The sequence below is a fragment of the Arthrobacter sp. D2-10 genome, assembly GCF_054161285.1.
This window is the reverse complement of the sequence record NZ_CP096431.1, coordinates 16,714-35,348: the sequence shown is the minus strand read 5'-3', so window position 1 is coordinate 35,348 and position 18,635 is coordinate 16,714. Positions and strand designations below refer to the sequence as shown.

The 18,635-nt window shown below is 61.7% G+C and carries 15 protein-coding genes and 1 tRNA gene; 12 read left to right on the top strand and 4 right to left on the bottom strand.

Annotated elements, in window-relative coordinates; genetic code table 11:
• The first annotated feature begins 57 nt into the window (after positions 1-57).
• On the top strand, positions 58-579 hold the full coding sequence (locus M1D74_RS00175) for a DUF4262 domain-containing protein (protein WP_458116111.1): 522 nt from the start codon (positions 58-60) through the stop codon (positions 577-579).
• On the opposite strand, the gene M1D74_RS00170 is transcribed toward M1D74_RS00175, so the two are convergent.
• Positions 580-1,461: a CPBP family intramembrane glutamic endopeptidase gene (locus M1D74_RS00170; protein ID WP_458116110.1), complete on the bottom strand. Its 882-nt coding sequence runs from the start codon at positions 1,459-1,461 to the stop codon at positions 580-582.
• Positions 1,462-1,565: 104 nt separating this feature from the next.
• On the opposite strand from M1D74_RS00170, the gene M1D74_RS00165 reads away from it, so the two are divergent.
• The gene (locus tag M1D74_RS00165; RefSeq protein WP_309070467.1) at positions 1,566-2,948 is read left to right on the top strand and encodes a GH1 family beta-glucosidase; all 1,383 of its coding nucleotides are present in this window, start codon (positions 1,566-1,568) and stop codon (positions 2,946-2,948) included.
• A 15-nt stretch (positions 2,949-2,963) separates the two neighbouring features.
• Here M1D74_RS00165 and M1D74_RS00160 read toward each other — a convergent pair whose 3' ends face one another.
• On the bottom strand, positions 2,964-3,665 hold the full coding sequence (locus M1D74_RS00160; protein ID WP_458116109.1) for a LysR family transcriptional regulator substrate-binding protein: 702 nt from the start codon (positions 3,663-3,665) through the stop codon (positions 2,964-2,966).
• 175 nt (positions 3,666-3,840) lie between these two features.
• Here M1D74_RS00160 and M1D74_RS00155 point away from each other — a divergent pair, with 175 nt between their 5' ends.
• Positions 3,841-4,194, top strand: a complete 354-nt coding sequence (locus tag M1D74_RS00155) for a DUF5997 family protein (RefSeq protein WP_375164384.1) — start codon at positions 3,841-3,843, stop codon at positions 4,192-4,194.
• 3 nt (positions 4,195-4,197) lie between these two features.
• On the opposite strand, the gene M1D74_RS00150 is transcribed toward M1D74_RS00155, so the two are convergent.
• On the bottom strand, positions 4,198-4,899 hold the full coding sequence (locus M1D74_RS00150; protein WP_458116108.1) for an SOS response-associated peptidase: 702 nt from the start codon (positions 4,897-4,899) through the stop codon (positions 4,198-4,200).
• 80 nt (positions 4,900-4,979) lie between these two features.
• Between M1D74_RS00150 and M1D74_RS00145 the strand changes: the two genes are divergently transcribed.
• From M1D74_RS00145 to M1D74_RS00135, 3 genes are all read left to right on the top strand, one after another.
• Positions 4,980-5,768, top strand: coding sequence for a hypothetical protein (locus M1D74_RS00145; RefSeq protein WP_458116107.1), 789 nt, complete (start codon positions 4,980-4,982; stop codon positions 5,766-5,768).
• 125 nt (positions 5,769-5,893) lie between these two features.
• Positions 5,894-7,366 (top strand): DNA polymerase Y family protein, encoded by a 1,473-nt coding sequence (locus tag M1D74_RS00140; protein ID WP_458116106.1) that lies wholly within the window; start codon positions 5,894-5,896, stop codon positions 7,364-7,366.
• A 39-nt stretch (positions 7,367-7,405) separates the two neighbouring features.
• Positions 7,406-10,810 (top strand): error-prone DNA polymerase, encoded by a 3,405-nt coding sequence (locus tag M1D74_RS00135; protein WP_458116105.1) that lies wholly within the window; start codon positions 7,406-7,408, stop codon positions 10,808-10,810.
• Positions 10,811-10,908: 98 nt separating this feature from the next.
• Here the strand turns inward: M1D74_RS00135 and M1D74_RS00130 are convergent.
• Positions 10,909-10,994, bottom strand: a tRNA-Leu gene (locus M1D74_RS00130).
• A 276-nt stretch (positions 10,995-11,270) separates the two neighbouring features.
• Between M1D74_RS00130 and M1D74_RS00125 the strand changes: the two genes are divergently transcribed.
• The 6 genes from M1D74_RS00125 to M1D74_RS00100 are packed head-to-tail and all read left to right on the top strand — an operon-like array spanning position 11,271 to position 18,629.
• Complete coding sequence (locus tag M1D74_RS00125; RefSeq protein ID WP_309070460.1) at positions 11,271-11,999, top strand: DUF3662 and FHA domain-containing protein; 729 nt, start codon at positions 11,271-11,273, stop codon at positions 11,997-11,999.
• Positions 11,996-12,472, top strand: a complete 477-nt coding sequence (locus M1D74_RS00120) for an FHA domain-containing protein FhaB/FipA (protein ID WP_309070459.1) — start codon at positions 11,996-11,998, stop codon at positions 12,470-12,472. Before M1D74_RS00125 ends, M1D74_RS00120 begins: the two co-directional genes overlap by 4 nt.
• A 4-nt stretch (positions 12,473-12,476) precedes the next feature.
• A complete protein-coding gene (locus M1D74_RS00115) occupies positions 12,477-14,036 on the top strand; it encodes a PP2C family protein-serine/threonine phosphatase (protein WP_309070458.1) in 1,560 nt (519 codons plus the stop codon).
• Positions 14,033-15,445 (top strand): FtsW/RodA/SpoVE family cell cycle protein, encoded by a 1,413-nt coding sequence (locus M1D74_RS00110; protein WP_458116104.1) that lies wholly within the window; start codon positions 14,033-14,035, stop codon positions 15,443-15,445. The genes M1D74_RS00115 and M1D74_RS00110 overlap by 4 nt, the downstream gene beginning before the upstream one ends.
• A complete protein-coding gene (locus tag M1D74_RS00105; RefSeq protein ID WP_458116103.1) occupies positions 15,442-16,884 on the top strand; it encodes a peptidoglycan D,D-transpeptidase FtsI family protein in 1,443 nt (480 codons plus the stop codon). Before M1D74_RS00110 ends, M1D74_RS00105 begins: the two co-directional genes overlap by 4 nt.
• Positions 16,881-18,629, top strand: coding sequence for a protein kinase domain-containing protein (locus M1D74_RS00100; protein ID WP_309070455.1), 1,749 nt, complete (start codon positions 16,881-16,883; stop codon positions 18,627-18,629). Before M1D74_RS00105 ends, M1D74_RS00100 begins: the two co-directional genes overlap by 4 nt.
• Positions 18,630-18,635 lie beyond the last annotated feature (6 nt).

The following is an 18,635-nucleotide window of genomic DNA, read 5'->3' as shown; positions in this document are numbered from 1 at the left end:
GGCGAAATGTCGGAGGGGGATGACACCTTCGAATCAGTGACACCGAAGGAGAGCACCATGACCGACCTCATCTTTCATCGCCCCTGTTCTTCACTTGAATTCTCGAGCCTGCGACGCGAAGAGGACTTCAACCAGGAACACATCCAGGCCCAGATGAGGCAGGAGGGGGTGCAGCTGCGCGTCAGCCAGGACCATGGCGGCCTGCCGTGCGCCTACACAGTGGGCCGCACTGAGCAGGGGCTGCCAGAGCTGATTCTCTATGGCCAAAGTTCCGGCCACGTGCGGCATGCCTGGTCACAGCTTGAACCGGAGCTCGCGCGGCTTACCCGGTCGGGAAGCCGGGTGTTTCACGGGCAGTTCGACGGCCACGCCATCGAGGTGCGGCAGGCTTCACTGGGAAGACTCCGCGACGCTTTTTCCTTGTACGGCCGAAACGGTTTTACGGCGCTACAGGTCTACTGGGTAGTCGGTTCAGACAACCATCTTCCGCAGCAGTGGGAGATCCGCTTCCTTGCTGCACAACCCTTCCTCGGCGGCGGAACATTAGGTGATCTCCTGGAGGGTACGAACGGTTCTTGATCAGGGCAACAGCTCCGGCGGAATCAGCAGCAGCAGTGCAACGCCGGTGCCGTTGAACACTACGTGAGTCACAATTGCAGCACCCAAGCGGCCCGTGATGACCGTCAGAACCCCGCACATCAAACCAACGGTGAACGTACTGACCAGCAGGTAGACGGATGAACGGAGGTCCGGAACTGCACCGGTATGCAACAGGCCGAAGGCAAGGGAACTCACCAGGAGGGCAATGACCGTGGACGTGACAATGGACCTTCTCTGTACGGCGGGGGCCACGGCATCACGCCGGTCCCCGGTGCGCCGAAGCCACAGTGCATTCTGCACCCCGCGCAGCACCAGCCCCCTGTTGAACAGCTCCTCCAGGAAAGGTGCCATCAGGACACCACCGAACACGCCGTTGATAATCAGCCAGACAGTGTCACCGGTGAGAAACAATTCTGCATTGCCCTGGATCACCTCACCGTCCTGCAGCGGCCACAGCAGCGTGAGGATCGCAAGAATGATCGCCAGCACAATACGGGCGGCGATGCCCACGCCAATGCCCACCGCCAGGTCGATCCACCGGAACCGGAGGCCGAAGTCGCGCGTAAAAGAACGGAAGCCATGGCGCCGCGAAGCGTACAGGGTAACGCCGAACATCGCCGTCCACGTCAGCAGCAAAGACGCGAAGATCAGCTGTGGGCCGAAGGGCAGCACCCCGGCAAGTGCAAGCGTTCCTCCCAGCGGCACCAACACCACCAGCACCAACCCAGTCATCGCGAGGCCGGCCCCCCAACGCGGTGCGAGCGGGCCGTCCGGGGTCAACTGAGAAGGATTGGCCAGGCGAAGCGGCATGCGCTGACCAGGAAGAAACTGGCCAAGAGGGGAAGGAGTGGATCGGGCCATGCAAGCACCATATCGGTCTATCCCGAGAAGAAACTGGGCAATGCAGTTGACGGGTGGGGGTGGGGAGTTCTTTAGTGAAGTGATATCGAGACCAGGGAGTGCTGATGAGCGAGTTTGGACTACCCGAGGGGTTTGTATTCGGGACTTCGACGGCAGCGGCGCAGATTGAAGGCGCGGTCAACGAGGGCGGGCGCGGGCCGAGCATCTGGGACGAATACGCGAGCCAGCACAGCAACATCCTGGATGCCTCAAGTCCAGCAATAGCCTGCGACCACTACAACCGGTATGAGGAAGACTTCGATCTCCTCAAGCAGTTGGGCGGGAAAGCCTACCGGATGTCCATCGCGTGGCCGCGCATCCAACCCACCGGGACGGGACCCGCAAATCCTGAGGGGATCGCGTTCTACCACCGTCTACTCGATGCCTTGCTGGAGCGGGGCATCGAACCATGGGTAACCCTGTATCACTGGGACCTCCCACTGGCCCTGCAGGATGCCGGGGGTTGGCAGAACCGGGACACCATCGACGCCTTCGTCAATTACACCCGGATTGTCCGCGATGAGTTCGGGAGCAAGGTTGCCGCCTGGATGACGGTGAATGAGCCCGTGGTGCATACCGGCGTGGGGCACGCCATAGGCAGGGCCGCGCCGGGGCTCATGCTGCTGGGCAGCGCATTCTCGGTAGCGCATCACCTGTTGCTGGCCCATGGGCGGGCCGTACGGGTGCTGCGCGAAACGCTGGACGCGCCCATAGGCGTCGTCAATAACCATTCGCCGGTGGAACCGGCCAGTGACTCTGAGAAAGAGCGGGGACTCGCTCTCCTCTATGACCACTACCACAACGGACAATTTGCGGCACCGCTGCTCACCGGTGAATACCCGCCCGACCTCGCAGGGATTGAAGGCATCTCCTTCGAGGTCATCCAGGAGGGCGACATGGAGATCATTTCCACGCCCCTTGATTTCTATGGGATCAATTACTACTTCCCCACGAAGGTCGGCGCATCTCCGCCGCTGTTCCCGGTTCCCTTCATGCAGCGGGATTACTCGGACGTACCGAAAACCGACTTCGACTGGCCGGTCATCCCCAGCGGTTTGACCACCATCCTCAAGCAGCTCAAGGAGCAGTACCCAAACATTCCGCCGATCTACATCACCGAGAACGGCTGCGCGTACGACGACGGCCCCGGCGGAGACGTGAAAGACACCCGACGGATCGAGTTTTTGGAAAAGCACCTGGCGGCACTCGGTGATGCTATTGCCGAGGGCGTGGACGTCCGAGGGTATTTCCACTGGACCCTCGTGGACAACTGGGAATGGCAGGAGGGCTACACGAAAAAGTTCGGCCTGGTGCGTATGGAACCGGCCACGCTCGACCGGGTACCGCGTGCATCCTTCCACCGATACGCCGAGATCATCGCCCAGCACGGTAGGCAGGGCGTCAACACCGGCGCAGTCATTCCGCCAGTGGCTGCAGAAGCTTCCTGAACCGCTGGTTCGACGCTAACGACGGCGTCCTCGACCACGTGCCCCTGAGGCGCCCTTGGATGTTCCCGGCTTACGGGTGGTGTTCCTCCCGGAAGCGGGTTTGCCTTTTGCGGGTTTGGCTGTCTTTTTCGGTTCTTTGGGGGTTTCCTTCTGCGCCGAGGGCTGCCTTGAGCTACGGGCTGTCCTCCCCCGGACTATGCCGATGAACTCCTCGATGTCGTCCGTGGTGTTGTCGGCAATCCAGGCGACCGCAATGGTCGTTGAAGGTGCGTCCGGAACGACTGGCGCAATCACATCCCGCCGGTTGTAGTGGCGGGCAACGGACATGGGCAGCACAACGACGCCCGCACCTGACGCCGCAACCTCGATGGCCGTTCGGGCGCCACCACATTCCTGGACATCAAGGACGTTTTCGTCGGCCAGTTCGCTGAGTGCCACCTCGTCCAGCAGGGAGAGCTCATTGTCCTTCGACACCACTACTACTGCCAGTTCCTCATAGAGCGGGATAACGCTGAGGGCGTCCCGATCAATGGGCAGACGGACAAAGGCGATGTCCACTGAACCGTTCCGAAGCGCTGAAGCCAGCGCGTCGTCGTCGTACTCGGTCGCTTCGATCGGAAGATCCGGGTTCCTTTCGCGCCAACGTCCCACCCACTTCCCCGGAGTTACCCCAGGGACAAAGCCGATGTTCAGGACGGAGGGCTGGAACGCGGGCACGTCCTCACAGTAACGCAGTCAGCTATACCGCGTTCCTGGCTTCCACCCCTCGCTACGCTCGGCGCGGGGCCCTCGCCCAGTACGCGCTTCCGGGCTCCCACCCCTCGCTACGCTCGGCGCGGGGCCCTCGCCCAGTACGCTTAGGAGAATGACCCCACCGAAGTCCCCGCAGACCATGAAGCCGGCTACAGCCGCGAAGAAACTTGGCATTTACCTGCCCGCAACGCCACAGGAATTCCAGGACAACGACATCACCCGCGGCGGCTTCAACGAGCTTCAGGAGAACCCGCCCGAATGGCTCGCGGAGCTGCGCCGTAACGGTCCGCATCCCCGTCCCGTGGTGGCGCACAAGCTTGGCGTCTCGATCAGCGGCCTTGCCCGCGGTGGGATCACAGACCCGCTGACGACGGCGGAAATCACCGCGCTGCTGCAGTCGCCGCCCGAGTGGCTGGTGGCCGAACGCTCCACAATGGCTCGGGTGCGTGCGGAGGAAAAGCGCGCCAAGGAAGCACGGCGCGCGAAGGACTAGCTCCTAGGCCGGATTCAGCGGTTCGATCAGAAGAGGGCTGTCGTCCCGGACCGGCCCAACCTCATGGAACTGTAGCCGTTCGGCAACGGGAGTGGAGGCGGCAACCGCTTCATCTGCCAGTTCCTGTGTCCCCTTGGTGGCTGGGTTCAGCCACTCGTTCCAGAACTCACGGGGAAGCGTCACCGGTGTGCGGTCATGGATTTCCGCCACTCCACCCACTGCTTCGCGCGTCAGGATGGTTGAAGAAAGAACCCACCGGTTGGGGTGGTCATCCGGCAGTTCACGATTACGCCACCATGCATACAGACCCGCGAAGACCACCGGCTCGCCGGGTAAGTGAATGTAGAACGGGATTTTGGTTTTGCCTTCGGTTCGCCACTCGTAGTATCCACTGGCCGGAATCAGGGCCCGGCGCCTCTCAAGGGAAGGTTTGAAAGTGGGTTTGCTTCCCACTGTCTCGGCTCTGGCGTTGAAGGTGGGTCCCTTGGTTTTCAATTCCTTCGAGAACGACGGCGTCAGCCACCATCGCGCTGCTTCCATCCGCCGGGTGACCTTGTCATCCTTGAGGGATTCCAGCACCACACGAATGGGGTCGGTGGGACTGATATTCCACGACGGTTCGGGAAGGTTTTCACCCACTGCATCGACGTCGAAAAGATCCACCAGGTCCTTGTTTGAGCCTGCCACCACAAAGCGTCCACACATGGTGACAGGCTACTCTGTAGGGCCTATCCACAGGGCCACGGGTCAATTGACTTAATCGAACACGCGTTCGAATATTAAGTGTGAGTTCATCAGCAGCAACCGTGGTTCAGGCGGCACCCACGGGTCAGTCCCCGCAGGGTGCACGCCGGGTGCTTTCTGCTGTGGATCACTCTGCTGATAAAGCCCGGCTCAAGGCGGAACTGCAATCCAAAATCAACGGCATGCAGAGCAGTCGGCCCTCTTCCCGGCGGTTGCCCACCGTGCCGGTGCTGGCAGGGGTCCTTCCGGGTGGCGGCCTGCAGGCAGGTTCAGCGTATTCGGTGACCAACTCCACCACTCTCGCCATGGCTTTGTTAGCCGGGCCCTCAGGCGCCGGAGCCTGGTGCAGTGTCATTGGCATGCCTACTTTCAGTGTGGAAGCCGCTGCAGGTTTCGGCATCGCACTGGACAGGCTGGTTTTGGTACCTCACCCCGGTGATCAATGGCTCACAGTGACTGCAGCAATGGTGGATGTCGTGTCGATTGTCCTGACCTGTGCACCAAAACACGTCGCTCCGTCCGATGCTTCACGCCTCATGGCCCGCCTGCGTCAGCGAGGGGCTGCGCTGGTGACCATGGGCCCCTGGCCGCACAGTGATGCCACACTGAGCGTGACCGGAAGCGATTGGCAGGGCCTGGGTGCGGGTACCGGACACCTTCGCAGCCGCAGGATGAGAATTACTGCGCGTGCTGCCACCGGCCGTGCCCGCACAGCAGACCTGTGGCTTCCCGGTCTTCAGCGCGGGCCGTGGTCAACATCCACGGCAGCCCCCGCTCAGGCAGAACCCGGACAACAGGAATTTTCCTACCGGTCAGCCCGCGCCTCATGAATCCCACTTCCTTGGGTGAACCCGTACCCGCTTCCCCTACCTCTACCCGCACCATGGTTCTCTGGTGTCCTGACTGGCCCATTACCGCGGCGCTCAGGGAATACCTCCTGCCTGCGGAACATCCCGTGGCATTAATCGAGAAGGGCGAGGTCTTCGCCTGCTCGCCCGCTGCCCGGGAACAGGGCGTCAAACGAGGACTCCGCCTGCGGGAAGCCCAGGCCCGGTGCACCACCCTCACTGTTCTTCCCTATGATCCAGCTCTTGATGCAAGAAGTTTTGAACCCGTAATTGCCGCTGTCGAGGAAATCATGCCCGGGGTGCAGGTCCTCCGTCCCGGACTATGTGCCCTCCATGCCAAGGGTCCCGCCAGGTATTACGGCAGCGAGGAGCATGCTTCAGCTGTGCTGCTCAAAGCCCTCGCCTCCATTGGTCTCACTGCAACCAGGGTTGGAGTAGCAGACAGTCCTTTTGCTGCTGAGCATGCAGCCCGGGCAACCGAGTTCCTGGATGATCCGGGGACGGATCCCGCGTGGATCATTCCACCCGGAGAGTCCGCATCCTTTCTCAGCAGCTTCCCTCTGGAAGTTCTGGAGGAACCGGCACTCGCGGTGGTCCTACGCCGGTTGGGAATACGGACCCTGGGCGATTTCGCTGCTCTTACCCGCGCCGATGTGCGGAACCGGTTTGGGGCGGAAGGCGCACTGGCCCACCTTAAGGCAAGCGGTCTTGACCACCACAGTGTGGTGGAAAGAAAACCACCGGCGGAACTCGACGTCGTCGTTCACTGTGAACCGCCGCTGGCACGCATCGATGAACTGACGTTCACCCTGCGCCTGTCCGCTGAGGAGTTCGTGAACCGGCTACGTGAGGCGGGGTTGGTGTGCACCGTTCTGGTAGTGCGGCTCCACTCGGAATCCGGTGAGGAATCAGCCCGCCTCTGGCGTCATCCACGGTGGTTCGACGCCGACGATGTCCTTGACCGGGTCCGGTGGCAGCTCCAGGGTAGCGGGAATGTAGAACATGGACTGAGCTCAGGGATCAGCAGGGTCGAACTTTCACCCGAGACCGTCGAGGACCTTAGTGACCATGCGGATGGCCTATGGGGAACGGGACCCGATGAGAATATCCATCACGGTCTTGCCAGGGTGCAGAGCATGCTGGGGCATGGTGCGGTGCTGACCGCCATGGTTGCCGGTGGACGAATGCTCACCGACCGGCAGGTTTTCATTCCCTGGGGAGATCCCCCATCGGAAGCGGCGGCGAAAAGTCGGGATCTCCCGTGGCCCGGCCAGCTTCCCGGCCCTGCTCCTGCCACCGTTTTTGATGAGCCTCGTCCCGTTGAAGTTCTAGATGGGACTGGTAGTGCTGTGGATGTTGATGAGCGCGGCCTGCTGACAGCTGCTCCTGCCGTATTGGTCGCGATGCCTCCCCGACAATCCGTCATTTCCTCCTGGGCCGGGCCTTGGCCTATCGTCGAGCGCTGGTGGGATTCGAACGGCCGAGCCCTCAACCGGTTTCAGGTGGTGGATGAATCCGGAACAGCCTGGCTGCTGCTTCTTGAGGATCACCGCTGGTGGGCGGAGGCAAGCTATGACTGAGTCGCAAGGATCCGTACCCTTACGGCTGGGGGAGCCCTGATGGGTTTCAATAATCCCCCTATTTCCTGGTCGGAGTTCGAACGAACCCTTTCCGACCGCCGCCGCCCCGGTTCCCCTCCCTTGGGAGCAGACGGGGGTGATAGCCCTGCGTGGTCACTTAAACGGCATCCATATTCGCCGCCGGAGGAACCCGAGCCTGTAGCGGCGGGTCCCGTGGTGCCCTACGCCGAGCTGCATGCACACTCAAACTTCAGTTTCCTTGACGGCGCAGCTAGCCCCGAGCAGCTCGTTGAGGAAGCCCACCGCCTGCGACTCCATGGGCTGGCGCTGACCGATCATGACGGCCTCTACGGTGTGGTGCACCTCGCTGAAGCGGCGGAGAAACACCCCGGGCTATCCACGGTCTACGGCACCGAGCTATCACTGGAACTGAGCAAACCCCAGAATGGGGAACCAGATCCGGAAGGTCGGCATCTGCTCGTTCTGGCCCGCGGCGCTGAAGGCTACCATCGGCTCGCCGCGGCGATCACCGAAGCACAGCTGAAACCGGAGGCAGAGAAGGGAAAGCCCCGGTACAACCTTTCCGAACTCGCCGGCAGGGCAGATAACAATTGGATGATCCTGACGGGTTGCCGTAAAGGATCCGTTCGGCACGCGCTCCTCAATGGAAGCGTCGAGGATGCGGAACAGGAAACCCGGCTCCTGGTGGACCTGTTCGGCGCGGGTAATGTCGCCGTTGAACTCTACGACCACGGCAACCCACTGGACAGTGCGCACAATGACGCCCTTTGGGATATAGCTTCCCGGCTTAGATTGCCTGTCGTCGCCACCAACAATGTGCATTTTGCGGTGCCGGAACAGCACCGGCTTGCTACCGCCGTCGCCGCCGTCCGCGCACGCAGGTCACTTGATGACATGAATGGGTGGCTGCCGGCGTCGGGCTCTGCCCACCTTCGTAGCGGCGCGGAAATGGCCGCCCGCTTCGCCGCCTACCCGGGAGCGGTGGCGCGGACGGTGGATCTTGCCGATGACCTTTCGTTCCGGCTCAGCAGCGTCAAGCCAGGATTGCCCAAACTGAACCTGCCGGAAGGCCACACCCAGATGAGCTGGCTGAGGAAACTTGTCTGGGAAGGGGCCGCGAAGTTTTACGCCGGCCGCACCGATGTTCACGAGCGCATTGAGAAGGAACTGCGCGTTATTGAAGAGAAGGACTTCCCGGGCTATTTCCTGATCGTGCACGACCTGGTCCAGTTTGCCCGCGGGCGGGGAATTCTCTGCCAGGGCCGCGGCTCGGCGGCGAATTCAGCTGTGTGCTACCTCCTGGAGATCACAGCGGTGGATTCCATCCTGTATGACCTCCCGTTCGAACGTTTCCTTTCCAGCTTGCGGGATGAGGAACCGGACATCGACGTTGACTTCGACTCCGACCGCCGCGAGGAGGTCATCCAGTACGTCTATAACAAGTACGGCCGGTTCAATGCGGCACAGGTCGCCAATGTCATCACGTACAGGCCCAAGTTCGCGGTCCGCGACATGGCCAAAGCACTCGGACACAGCCCCGGGCAGCAGGACGCGTGGTCCAAACAGGTGGAGCGCTGGGGCGCTCTGGTGTCCAGCGATGACCATGACATTCCACAGCCGGTGGTGGAGCTGGCACAGGGCGTGCTGAAGTTCCCCCGCCACATGGGGATTCACTCCGGAGGCATGGTGCTCACTGACCGCCCTATCGGCGAGGTCTGTCCCATTGAGCATGGGCGTATGGACGGGCGCACCGTCCTGCAGTGGGACAAGGATGACTGCGCCTGGATGGGTTTGGTGAAGTTCGACCTGTTGGGGCTCGGCATCATGGCTGCCATTCAGTACAACTTCGACCTGGTCAAAAAACACTTCGGTGAGGCATGGACACTGCACACCCTGCCGCGGGAAGAGCAGGGTGTGTACGACCAGCTGTGCTTCGCGGATTCCATCGGAGTGTTCCAGGTGGAAAGCCGCGCCCAGATGGGGATGCTGCCGCGGCTGCAACCCCGGCGCTTCTACGACCTGGTGATCGAAGTTGCACTGGTTCGCCCCGGTCCCATTCAGGGCGGCGCAGTTCACCCTTATATCAAGCGGAAACTGGGCGAGGAGGAAGAGAGTTATCTCCATCCCAAGCTGATACCGGTTCTGAAACGCACACTCGGCGTGCCGCTCTTCCAGGAACAGCTCATGCAAATGGCGATGGTGGTCGGCAACTGCTCGGGTGCCGACGCAGACCAGCTGCGTCGCGCGATGGGTTCCAAACGTGGGCTTGAGCGGATCGACTCCCTGAAGGAGAAGTTGTACGTGGGTATGAAGTCCAATGGGATCACCGGGGAGGTTGCCGACTCCGTGTATCGGAAGATCCAGGCGTTCGCCAACTTCGGGTTCGCAGAGAGCCACTCAATCAGCTTCGCTCTGCTGGTCTACGCCAGCGCCTGGCTAAGGCTTCACTATCCGGGGGCTTTCCTGGCCTCCCTCCTCCGGGCGCAACCGATGGGCTTCTACTCTCCCCAGACCCTGGTGGCCGATGCCCGCCGGCACGGCGTCACGGTACTTCGTCCGGACATTCTGCTCTCCGGAACCCATGCGGATCTTGAACATGACTCCACCGGCACGGGGACCACAGGCACGGACGAGTGCCTTGCGTTTCATCAACCTCCCGTAGGTAAGTTCGATCGCTCTGTTCCCTTTGATTCGACTGCCCATCGCCGGGACGGAAACTATGCCGTTCGGCTGGGGCTGGACAGCGTCCAGTCAATCGGCAAGAAGCTTGCGCAAGCCATCGTCGAGGAGCGCGAAGCCAACGGCCCGTTCAAGAATATGGGCGACCTGGCACGCCGAACCGAGCTGAACTCCAACCAGCTTGAAGCATTGGCAGCAGCCGGAGCTTTTGACTCAATGGGGCTCTCCCAGCGGGAGGCTCTTTGGCATGCCGGACCAGCCTCCACCGAACGCGAAGGCCAGATCAACGGCACCACGGTGTACATTCAGCCGCCCCTGTTTCCGGATCTAACGGACGTCGACCGCGTTGCAGCGGACCTGTGGTCCACCGGAATCACCACAGATGACCACCCGGTGCGCCACGTCCGGCCCACATTACGACGCCGGGGAGCACTGACAGCCGCGGACCTCCTTTCCGCGGAGTCCGGTCGGCGGGTTGAGGTTGGTGGGGTTGTCACACACCGCCAGCGCCCTGCCACGGCCAGCGGCATCACCTTCATGAACCTTGAAGACGAAACCGGTCTGGTGAATGTCATCTGCTCGGTGGGGGTGTGGCAACGGTATCGGCGGATCGCCCGGGAGGCCAGCAGCGTGCTCGTTCGGGGTGTGCTGGAACGGTCAAACGAAGGAGTCGTGAACCTGGTCGCCGACAAGTTCGAGGTCCTACGGCTCAAAGCCACAACCAAGTCCCGGGACTTTCGCTGACTTGCGTTGAGGCGCCCGACTGGCAACCGCCGCTACCCAGGATGGGCCACCGAAGAGGACAAAGAAAATGCCCCGACCTGAGGCCGGGGCATTCACTCTGGTGCGCGAGGGGGGATTTGAACCCCCACACCCTTTCGGATACTGGCACCTGAAGCCAGCGCGTCTGCCGTTCCGCCACTCGCGCATATTGAGCAAGGACCGTTACAAGAATCCTTCGAATCAGCAGAAACAAGCATAACGGAGCCGTGCCGAAACACCTAAACGTGTGAGCTGCGGCACCCACCGCAACTTTGCAGCCGAACAAAACGTTGAATGTTATCGACGGGCAGGATGCCCGGTTAAGGCCATTTAGGGGACGTCCCAGTAGTATCGAAACAAGACAGCAGCCGCCCGGCTCGCCTCCGCGCGCTTTCGTGCGAGCGCATTCGGGCAATCAAAAACGCAGGTGAGGAGGTAGAACATGGGCATTTTGGATAACGTCGAGCGCGGACTCGAAAAGATGGTCCGTGGTGCCTTCTCCACCGGTTCGCGCTCACAGGTACAACCCGTCGAAATTGCCAGTGCACTCCGCCGGGAGTTGGACAACAAGTCGTTGACGCTTGCCCAGGGACGCACCCTTGCACCGAATGTTTTCACCGCGCGTCTGTCGGATCCCGACTTCGCACTAGCCCAGGAGTGGGGAGCGCCGCTGGCCGAGGAACTGTGTGACGTCGTCATCAAGCACGTCAACAGCCAGCATTACACCCTGCACGGCCCGGTCCGCGTTTCATTCACCCGCGACTCGAACCTGAAGCCCGGGGTGTTTGAAATTGATTCCGCCACCGAGAAGCAGTCATCCCAGCGCCCGGCCGCTCCCAATGCGCCCCGACGTCAGCCCACGCGCTACCAGCCGGTGCTTGAACTCGACGGTCAACGTTATTCCCTACACGCCGGATCGATACTGCTCGGCCGCTCGTCAGAGGCGGACATCCTGATCGATGACACTGGCGTGTCCCGACGCCACCTCGAGATCCACACCGACCAGGGACAGTCGCGCGCGGTGGACCTGGGCTCGACGAACGGCAGCTACGTGAACGGCCAGCGGGTTCAGGGCGAGGCTGAGCTGACTGACGGGTCCGTGATCACCATGGGCCGCACACGCATGACTTTCCGACTTGTTCCCGTGCAGAACGGTGGCCGCCAAGCATGAGTGATTTGACCGTAACGCTGTTGAGATACGGCTTTCTCCTGCTGATCTGGATTCTCGTGCTTAGCGTCGTCAGCGCGCTCCGTCGCGACCTCGTCGTCGGTCTCCGCAACCGGACCGGCGCCCCTTCGGCCCGGGAAGCGCGCAAAAACCCGGAACTTGTTGACGAGCCTCCCGCCAAGGCCCAGGCACGACGCCTCGTTGTCACGGAAGGTCCCCTGAGGGGCACCTCCCTGGACCTGACCTCCAGCCCCATCCTCCTTGGTCGCGCACAAGAAGCGACCCTCGTCCTGGAGGACGACTATGCCTCCGGCCGCCACGCCCGACTGTTCCCGCAAGGCAGCCGGTGGTTCATAGAAGATTTGGGATCAACAAACGGGACTTACCTCGCCGGGAACCAACTGACCCGCGCGCTGCCGGTAGAACCCGGAGTACCAGTTCGGATCGGTAAGACGGTCATTGAATTGAGGCCATAGACCCATGGCCCTGGTTTTTCGTTTCGCGGCCCGCTCGGATGTGGGAAAGGTCCGCGCCAAGAATGACGACTCCGCCTATGCTGGGCGCTACCTGGCAGTAGTTGCCGACGGCATGGGCGGTCATGCGGGCGGGAACATTGCTTCAGCGTCAACGGTCCTTGATCTCGTGCATCTTGACCGCAAGGATTACGACGACGACGCCGGCACCCACCTGGCGGACGAAATTCAGACTGCCAACTCCCTCCTGTCCGAACTGGTGAGCACCAACCCACAGTTGGCAGGCATGGGAACTACAGTCACCGCGATGCTCCTGAACGGTGAGCAGATCTCGTTTGCCCACATCGGCGATTCCCGTGCCTACCGCCTGAAGGACGACGTCTTCGAGCAGGTCAGCGTCGACCACACCTTTGTGCAACGGCTCATCGATGAGGGCCGGCTCAAGCCGGAGGAAGCGGACATCCACCCGCACAAGAACGTCCTGATGCGAGTTCTCGGAGACGTCGATGCCAGTCCGGAACTGGATCTGACAACCTTCGACGCAACACCCGGTGAACGATGGCTCCTCTGCTCGGACGGGCTGAATGCCGTGCTGAGCGACGCCGCGATCGAACGGGTGGTGAGGGAGACAAAGGACCTGACCGCCTGCGTCACTACCCTCGTCGACCTCACCCTTGCTGGAGGTTCTCCGGATAACGTGACCGTTGTCGTCGTTGATGTGGACACGGCCACCGACGACGATCTCCGTGCCGCTGCCCTGACTGCGATACCGCCCGCTCGGGAAGCTGCGGGAGAAAAAGACACTGCCGCCTCTCCAGTTGAGAAAGAAGCCCCTGGAGCCGCGATCAGGGCGGACGTCATCCGGGAAGACCTCTCCTCCCGACCCCACACGCTCGTTGGCTCAGCGGCACTCGCGACCGAGACCGGACAAATCCCGATCGTTACGCAACGATCCACCGAACGGCGCGCGGCGATGATGCTGACGCACAAGGCTGCCCCTGCAGAGACGACCGACGACGACACTGCAGACGAGGAACCCGCACCGCGTCGCCGCCGATGGCTGCTGCCGGCCGCCTTGGCGCTGATGGCGCTGATCCTCGCCGCGGTTCTCGCCCTGGGGTACATGTGGACCCAAACGCGGTATTACGTCGCAGCCGCCGATAACAAGGTAGTCATCTATAACGGAGTTGCGCAGACTCTGGGACCGATACCCCTCAGCCACGTCGACCAGACAACTGACATCCCGGTCTCAAGCCTTCCCGAGTTCCAGCGCAACCGTCTGGAGAACACTCTTGCGGCGAGTGATCTGCAGCATGCCCAAGAGATCGTCGCGGACCTCCGCGAGTCATTGCGCGCGCTTCCCTGCCCTCCTGCGAGCGAACCCAGTCCTTCCCCAAGTCCCTCGCCGACTAGCTCAGCATCGCCTGCGACGGCCTCTCCGTCACCCTCGCCCTCACCGAGCGCGCGCGCGTCTGCTACGGCGAGTGCTGAGCCAAGCGCCAGCTCGTCCGCGAGCGCAGAAGCCGATTCAGGGGAACCTGCCCTGTGCGGAGGGAGAATCGAATGAGTGACGTCCTGACAATTCCCAAATCGCGGCGGAATGTCGAAGCTCTCCTATTATTTGTGGCCCTCACCGTTGCCATCGGAGCCAACTGGCTTGTCGGCCTCGACAAAGAGAATCCATTCGACTCCGCCTTTTGGTCCCAAGGAGGGACGCTGGCGGCGCTTGCGCTGATCTTCCACGTGGTTCTGCGCTTCCGGGCTAAATATGCCGACCCAGTAATGCTTCCAATCGTCATCGCCCTGAACGGAATCGGGCTGGCGATGATTTACCGCCTGGATCTCGCTCTGCCTGCCGACTCTCGGGCGGTGGCGCCCAGCCAGTTCCTGTGGACCACAGTGGCGATGGCCGTATCGATTGCCACGCTCCTGGTGATTCGTGACCATCGCATCCTGCGCCGGTTCACCTACATCTCTCTGATCGTGAGCGCCGGTCTACTGTTGCTCCCTCTGACACCCCTGGGAGTGGAGATCAATGGTGCCCGCATCTGGATAAACGTTGGGGTCGGGACATTCCAGCCAGGAGAGATTGCGAAGATTACGCTTGCTATATTCTTTGCCGGGTATCTTTCGACCAACCGCGACCTGATCCTGCTTGCGGGCAAGAAACTGGGTCCGCTGCAGCTTCCCCGATTCCGGGACCTTGCGCCTATGGTCGCCGCTTGGCTGGTGAGCATAGGTGTCCTGATTTTCCAGCGCGACCTCGGCTCGTCCATCCTGTTCTTCGGCCTATTCATGGCCATGATCTACGTCGCCACGTCCCGGGTCAGCTGGGTGCTGATCGGCCTGGCAATGATCGCGGTTGGCGGATTCGTAGCGCTCCAACTCTTCAGCCACGTAGCGCTACGCATCGACAGCTGGATCAACGCCTTCGAACCCGAGGTCTTCAATCGAAACCCGGGCGGTAGCGGCCAAGTCATTCAGGGCCTGTTCGGGCTCGCGAATGGCGGGCTCGCAGGCACCGGACTCGGTCAGGGCAGGCCAGACCTGGTGACATACGCGAACAGCGACATGATTATCGCCGCGCTCGGTGAGGAACTGGGTCTGATCGGTCTGTTCGCGATTGTGCTGCTTTACGTCCTACTCATCTCGCGCGGTTTCCGGGCCGCGCTCGGAACACGAGATGGTTTCGGAAAGCTTCTCGCCTGCGGCCTGTCATTCACCATCGCGCTGCAGTGCTTCGTCGTCATCGGCGGAGTGACCCGGCTTATTCCACTCACCGGCCTCACAACTCCTTTCATGTCAGCCGGCGGTTCGTCCCTTCTGGCGAACTGGATCATCGTCGCCCTGCTCCTTCTCATTTCCGAGACAGCTCGTCGACCGGCAGTCAAGGGACCGATTCGCGAGACATTCCCGGAAGGCAAAGAACACCGTAATTCGCCGATAACGGATAACACCAGGGAGGTCAGCGCATGAACCAGGCCATTCGACGCTCGTGGATCGTAGCCATCAGCATGTTCGCGCTGGTCCTCGGATCACTTACCTACGTTCAGTTCTTCCAGGCCAGCGCCCTGGAGAACAACGATTGGAACACCCGGACGATTCTTCAGGACTACGGCAAGAACCGCGGCGCGATCCTCGTCGATGGTCGCCCTATCGCCGAATCGGTGCCCTCCGACGACCAGTTCAATTACCAGCGCACGTACAACCAACCGGAAATGTACGCGCACCTGACGGGATTCTTCTCGCTCGTCAATGGCTCCACCCAGTTGGAGAACGTCATGAATGAGGAACTGTCCGGCAGTAGCGACGACCTCTTCATTGATCAGATGGTGCGGCTCTTCTCGGGTGCCGAAGCACAGGGAGCCTCTGTCGAGCTGACCATCGACCCGCAGATACAGCAGCTGGCGTGGGAGATGATCCCGGAGGGCCAGACCGGATCGATCATGGTGCTGGAGCCGGCAACGGGAAACGTTCTCGCGATGGTATCCAAGCCGTCCTACGATCCGAACCTTCTTGCTGCACATGACACCTCCTTGGTCGTCGAAAATATCGACCAACTCTCGCAGGTTCCCGGGCTGTCCATCTACTTCAACCCGGCCACCCAGTCGCTGGTTGCTCCAGGTTCTGTCTTCAAGCTGGTCGTTGCGGCAGCGGCTCTCGAGTCCGGGCAGTTCGATGCGGAATCGACCATCCCGAATCCTCCGGTCCTTCCTCTTCCGGGAACCGACGTTGGACTCCCCAACTTCACAACCGGCGGGTGCGCTGCCCGGGATACCGCGGACCTCCGATTCGCACTTGAACAGTCCTGCAACACGCCCTTCGCCCAGATTGCATGGGAACTTGGCGAGGAAACCGTCCTGGAACAAGCGCAGGCCTTCGGATTCGGTGAATCTTTCACGATGCCGGTCGACGTGGCCAGCAGTCAGTTTCCGACCGAATTGGACGACGCACAGTTGGCTCAGTCTGCCATTGGCCAGTTCAGTGTGGCGGTCACGCCGCTACAGATGGCAATGGTCAGTGCAGCGATCGCGAACGACGGCGTTCTCATGAAGCCGAATCTGGTGAAGGCCGTCCGCGCTCCGGATCTTTCCATCATCAACGAACCGGAGCCTGAGGTTTATCGGGAATCGCTCAGCGCTGAGAACGCGGACCAAATCACCGAGTGGATGGTCAACGTGGTTGAGAACGGGACGGCGCGGAATGCCGCCGTCCCCGGCGTACAGGTAGCCGGCAAGACCGGCACCGCCGAAGTAGCCGAGCAGGGCGACAATGCCTGGTTCACCGGCTTCGCGCCGGCCGATAACCCCGAAGTAGTGGTTTCCATCGTTATGCAGGACGTCGACATCGCGACGGGTGCCCAGCTAACAAGTCCAAACGCTAAGAGACTCATAGAGGCGGTGTTGAATAGGTGAGACCTACTTCAGGTATCACATTAGGCGGCAGGTTCCAGCTAACTGATCGCATCGCCATCGGAGGCATGGGTGAGGTTTGGAAAGCGCGCGACCAGGTACTGGGTCGCATTGTCGCCATCAAAATTCTGAAAGAGGAATACACGGGAGACCCCGGCTTCCTCAATCGGTTCCGCGCCGAAGCCCGCCACACCGCTCTGCTGAACCACGAGGGTATTGCAAACGTCTTCGACTATGGCGAAGAAGGCGGGTCCGCCTACCTGGTGATGGAACTCGTCCCGGGGCAGCCCCTGTCCACGATCATTGAGCGCGAGCAGGTTCTTGCGCCGGATCGTGCCCTTTCGATCATTGGACAGACCGCCACAGCACTCAGCGTGGCGCACCGGCAGGGGCTGGTGCACCGGGATGTCAAACCTGGAAACCTCCTGATCATGCCCGACGGCCGAGTGAAAATTACTGACTTCGGTATCGCGCGGCTCGCTGATCAAGTGCCTCTGACCGCCACGGGCCAGGTAATGGGTACGGCCCAGTACCTGGCCCCCGAACAGGCCACCGGCCAGCCTGCCACCGGTTCCAGTGATATCTATGCTCTTGGCGTCATCGGATATGAGTTGCTGGCCGGCCGCCGTCCGTTCTCCGGCGAGTCGCAAATTGCCATTGCCCTCGCACAGGTCAATGACGCTCCGCCTGATCTCCCGGAGAGCATTCCCCACCCGGTCCGCGCGCTCATCGCCAGCATGCTGGCGAAGGACCCGGCTGATCGTCCCGCCAATGCCGAAGCCCTTGCCGAAGCGGTCGATGCCATCCGACGCAACGACATTCGTGCAGCAGAGGCCGCCGTGCCCGGCATGTTGCTGTTCACTGATTCGACCGGCCCGCTGACCACCCCCGTGCCGGCGCCGACCAGCGCCACCCGCGTTGTGCCCGCCCCGACTACCTCGGCGCTGCCCACCGTTGCCGGCGTGGGAGCAGGTGCCGGAGCGGTCGCCGCTTCACGTGAATGGAGCGAGGAAGACGACATTGACCAGGAGATCCCGCGTGAGGAGGAATCACGGGGGCGCAGTCCGTGGCTGATCGCACTCGTCGTCCTGCTTGTCCTCGCGGCGCTTGCGGCGGCTGCGTTCCTTCTGACGCCGCTGCTCACCGCCGACGACGACGAGCCCTCCGCCGCGCCGAGCACTTCGTCGTCGCCATCTCCGTCGGAAACGGAAAGTGAAAGCCCGACGCCGGAGGAAACCACGCCCGAGCCGACAACCCCTGAACCGACGACGCCGGAGGCCATCATCATCGATGCGGCCGCCTACCAGGGACGTCCCATCGAACAGGTTGTGGCCGAGCTGAATCAACTTGGATTCTCCGTCAATCAGCAACCCGAAACCACAGATGAGTTCGAACCAGGCATCGTGCTGTCGCTGAATCCCGTGGGTCCGCTTCCACCGGGTTCTCAAATCACCGTCACCTTCGCCGAGGCACCTGACACCGTGACGATTCCAGCCGGGCTGGAAGGCGCGACCGAGGAACAGTTGCAGCAAACCCTCGCTGATCTGGGATTGAGCGCTGTGCGTTCCAGCACTGAACCTTCGGATGAAGCCGCCGGCACCGTCCTGTCGGTAGATCCGGCGGAGGGCACCGAGGTAGAACCCGGCAGCACTGTACGCTACGTTGTCTCATCCGGCCCGGATGAGACTGAAGCGCCGCCGGCGATTGGTCCCGGCCAGACCCCGCCGCCGAACCAGGATCAGCCTTAGGGACAT

Coding starts and splice junctions, on each gene's coding strand:
- M1D74_RS00175 (WP_458116111.1), top strand. CDS start 58: ATGACCGACCTCATCTTTCATCGCCCCTGTTCTTCACTTGAATTCTCG.
- M1D74_RS00170 (WP_458116110.1), bottom strand. CDS start 1,461: ATGGCCCGATCCACTCCTTCCCCTCTTGGCCAGTTTCTTCCTGGTCAG.
- M1D74_RS00165 (WP_309070467.1), top strand. CDS start 1,566: ATGAGCGAGTTTGGACTACCCGAGGGGTTTGTATTCGGGACTTCGACG.
- M1D74_RS00155 (WP_375164384.1), top strand. CDS start 3,841: ATGAAGCCGGCTACAGCCGCGAAGAAACTTGGCATTTACCTGCCCGCA.
- M1D74_RS00150 (WP_458116108.1), bottom strand. CDS start 4,899: ATGTGTGGACGCTTTGTGGTGGCAGGCTCAAACAAGGACCTGGTGGAT.
- M1D74_RS00135 (WP_458116105.1), top strand. CDS start 7,406: ATGGGTTTCAATAATCCCCCTATTTCCTGGTCGGAGTTCGAACGAACC.
- M1D74_RS00125 (WP_309070460.1), top strand. CDS start 11,271: ATGGGCATTTTGGATAACGTCGAGCGCGGACTCGAAAAGATGGTCCGT.
- M1D74_RS00120 (WP_309070459.1), top strand. CDS start 11,996: ATGAGTGATTTGACCGTAACGCTGTTGAGATACGGCTTTCTCCTGCTG.
- M1D74_RS00115 (WP_309070458.1), top strand. CDS start 12,477: ATGGCCCTGGTTTTTCGTTTCGCGGCCCGCTCGGATGTGGGAAAGGTC.
- M1D74_RS00110 (WP_458116104.1), top strand. CDS start 14,033: ATGAGTGACGTCCTGACAATTCCCAAATCGCGGCGGAATGTCGAAGCT.
- M1D74_RS00105 (WP_458116103.1), top strand. CDS start 15,442: ATGAACCAGGCCATTCGACGCTCGTGGATCGTAGCCATCAGCATGTTC.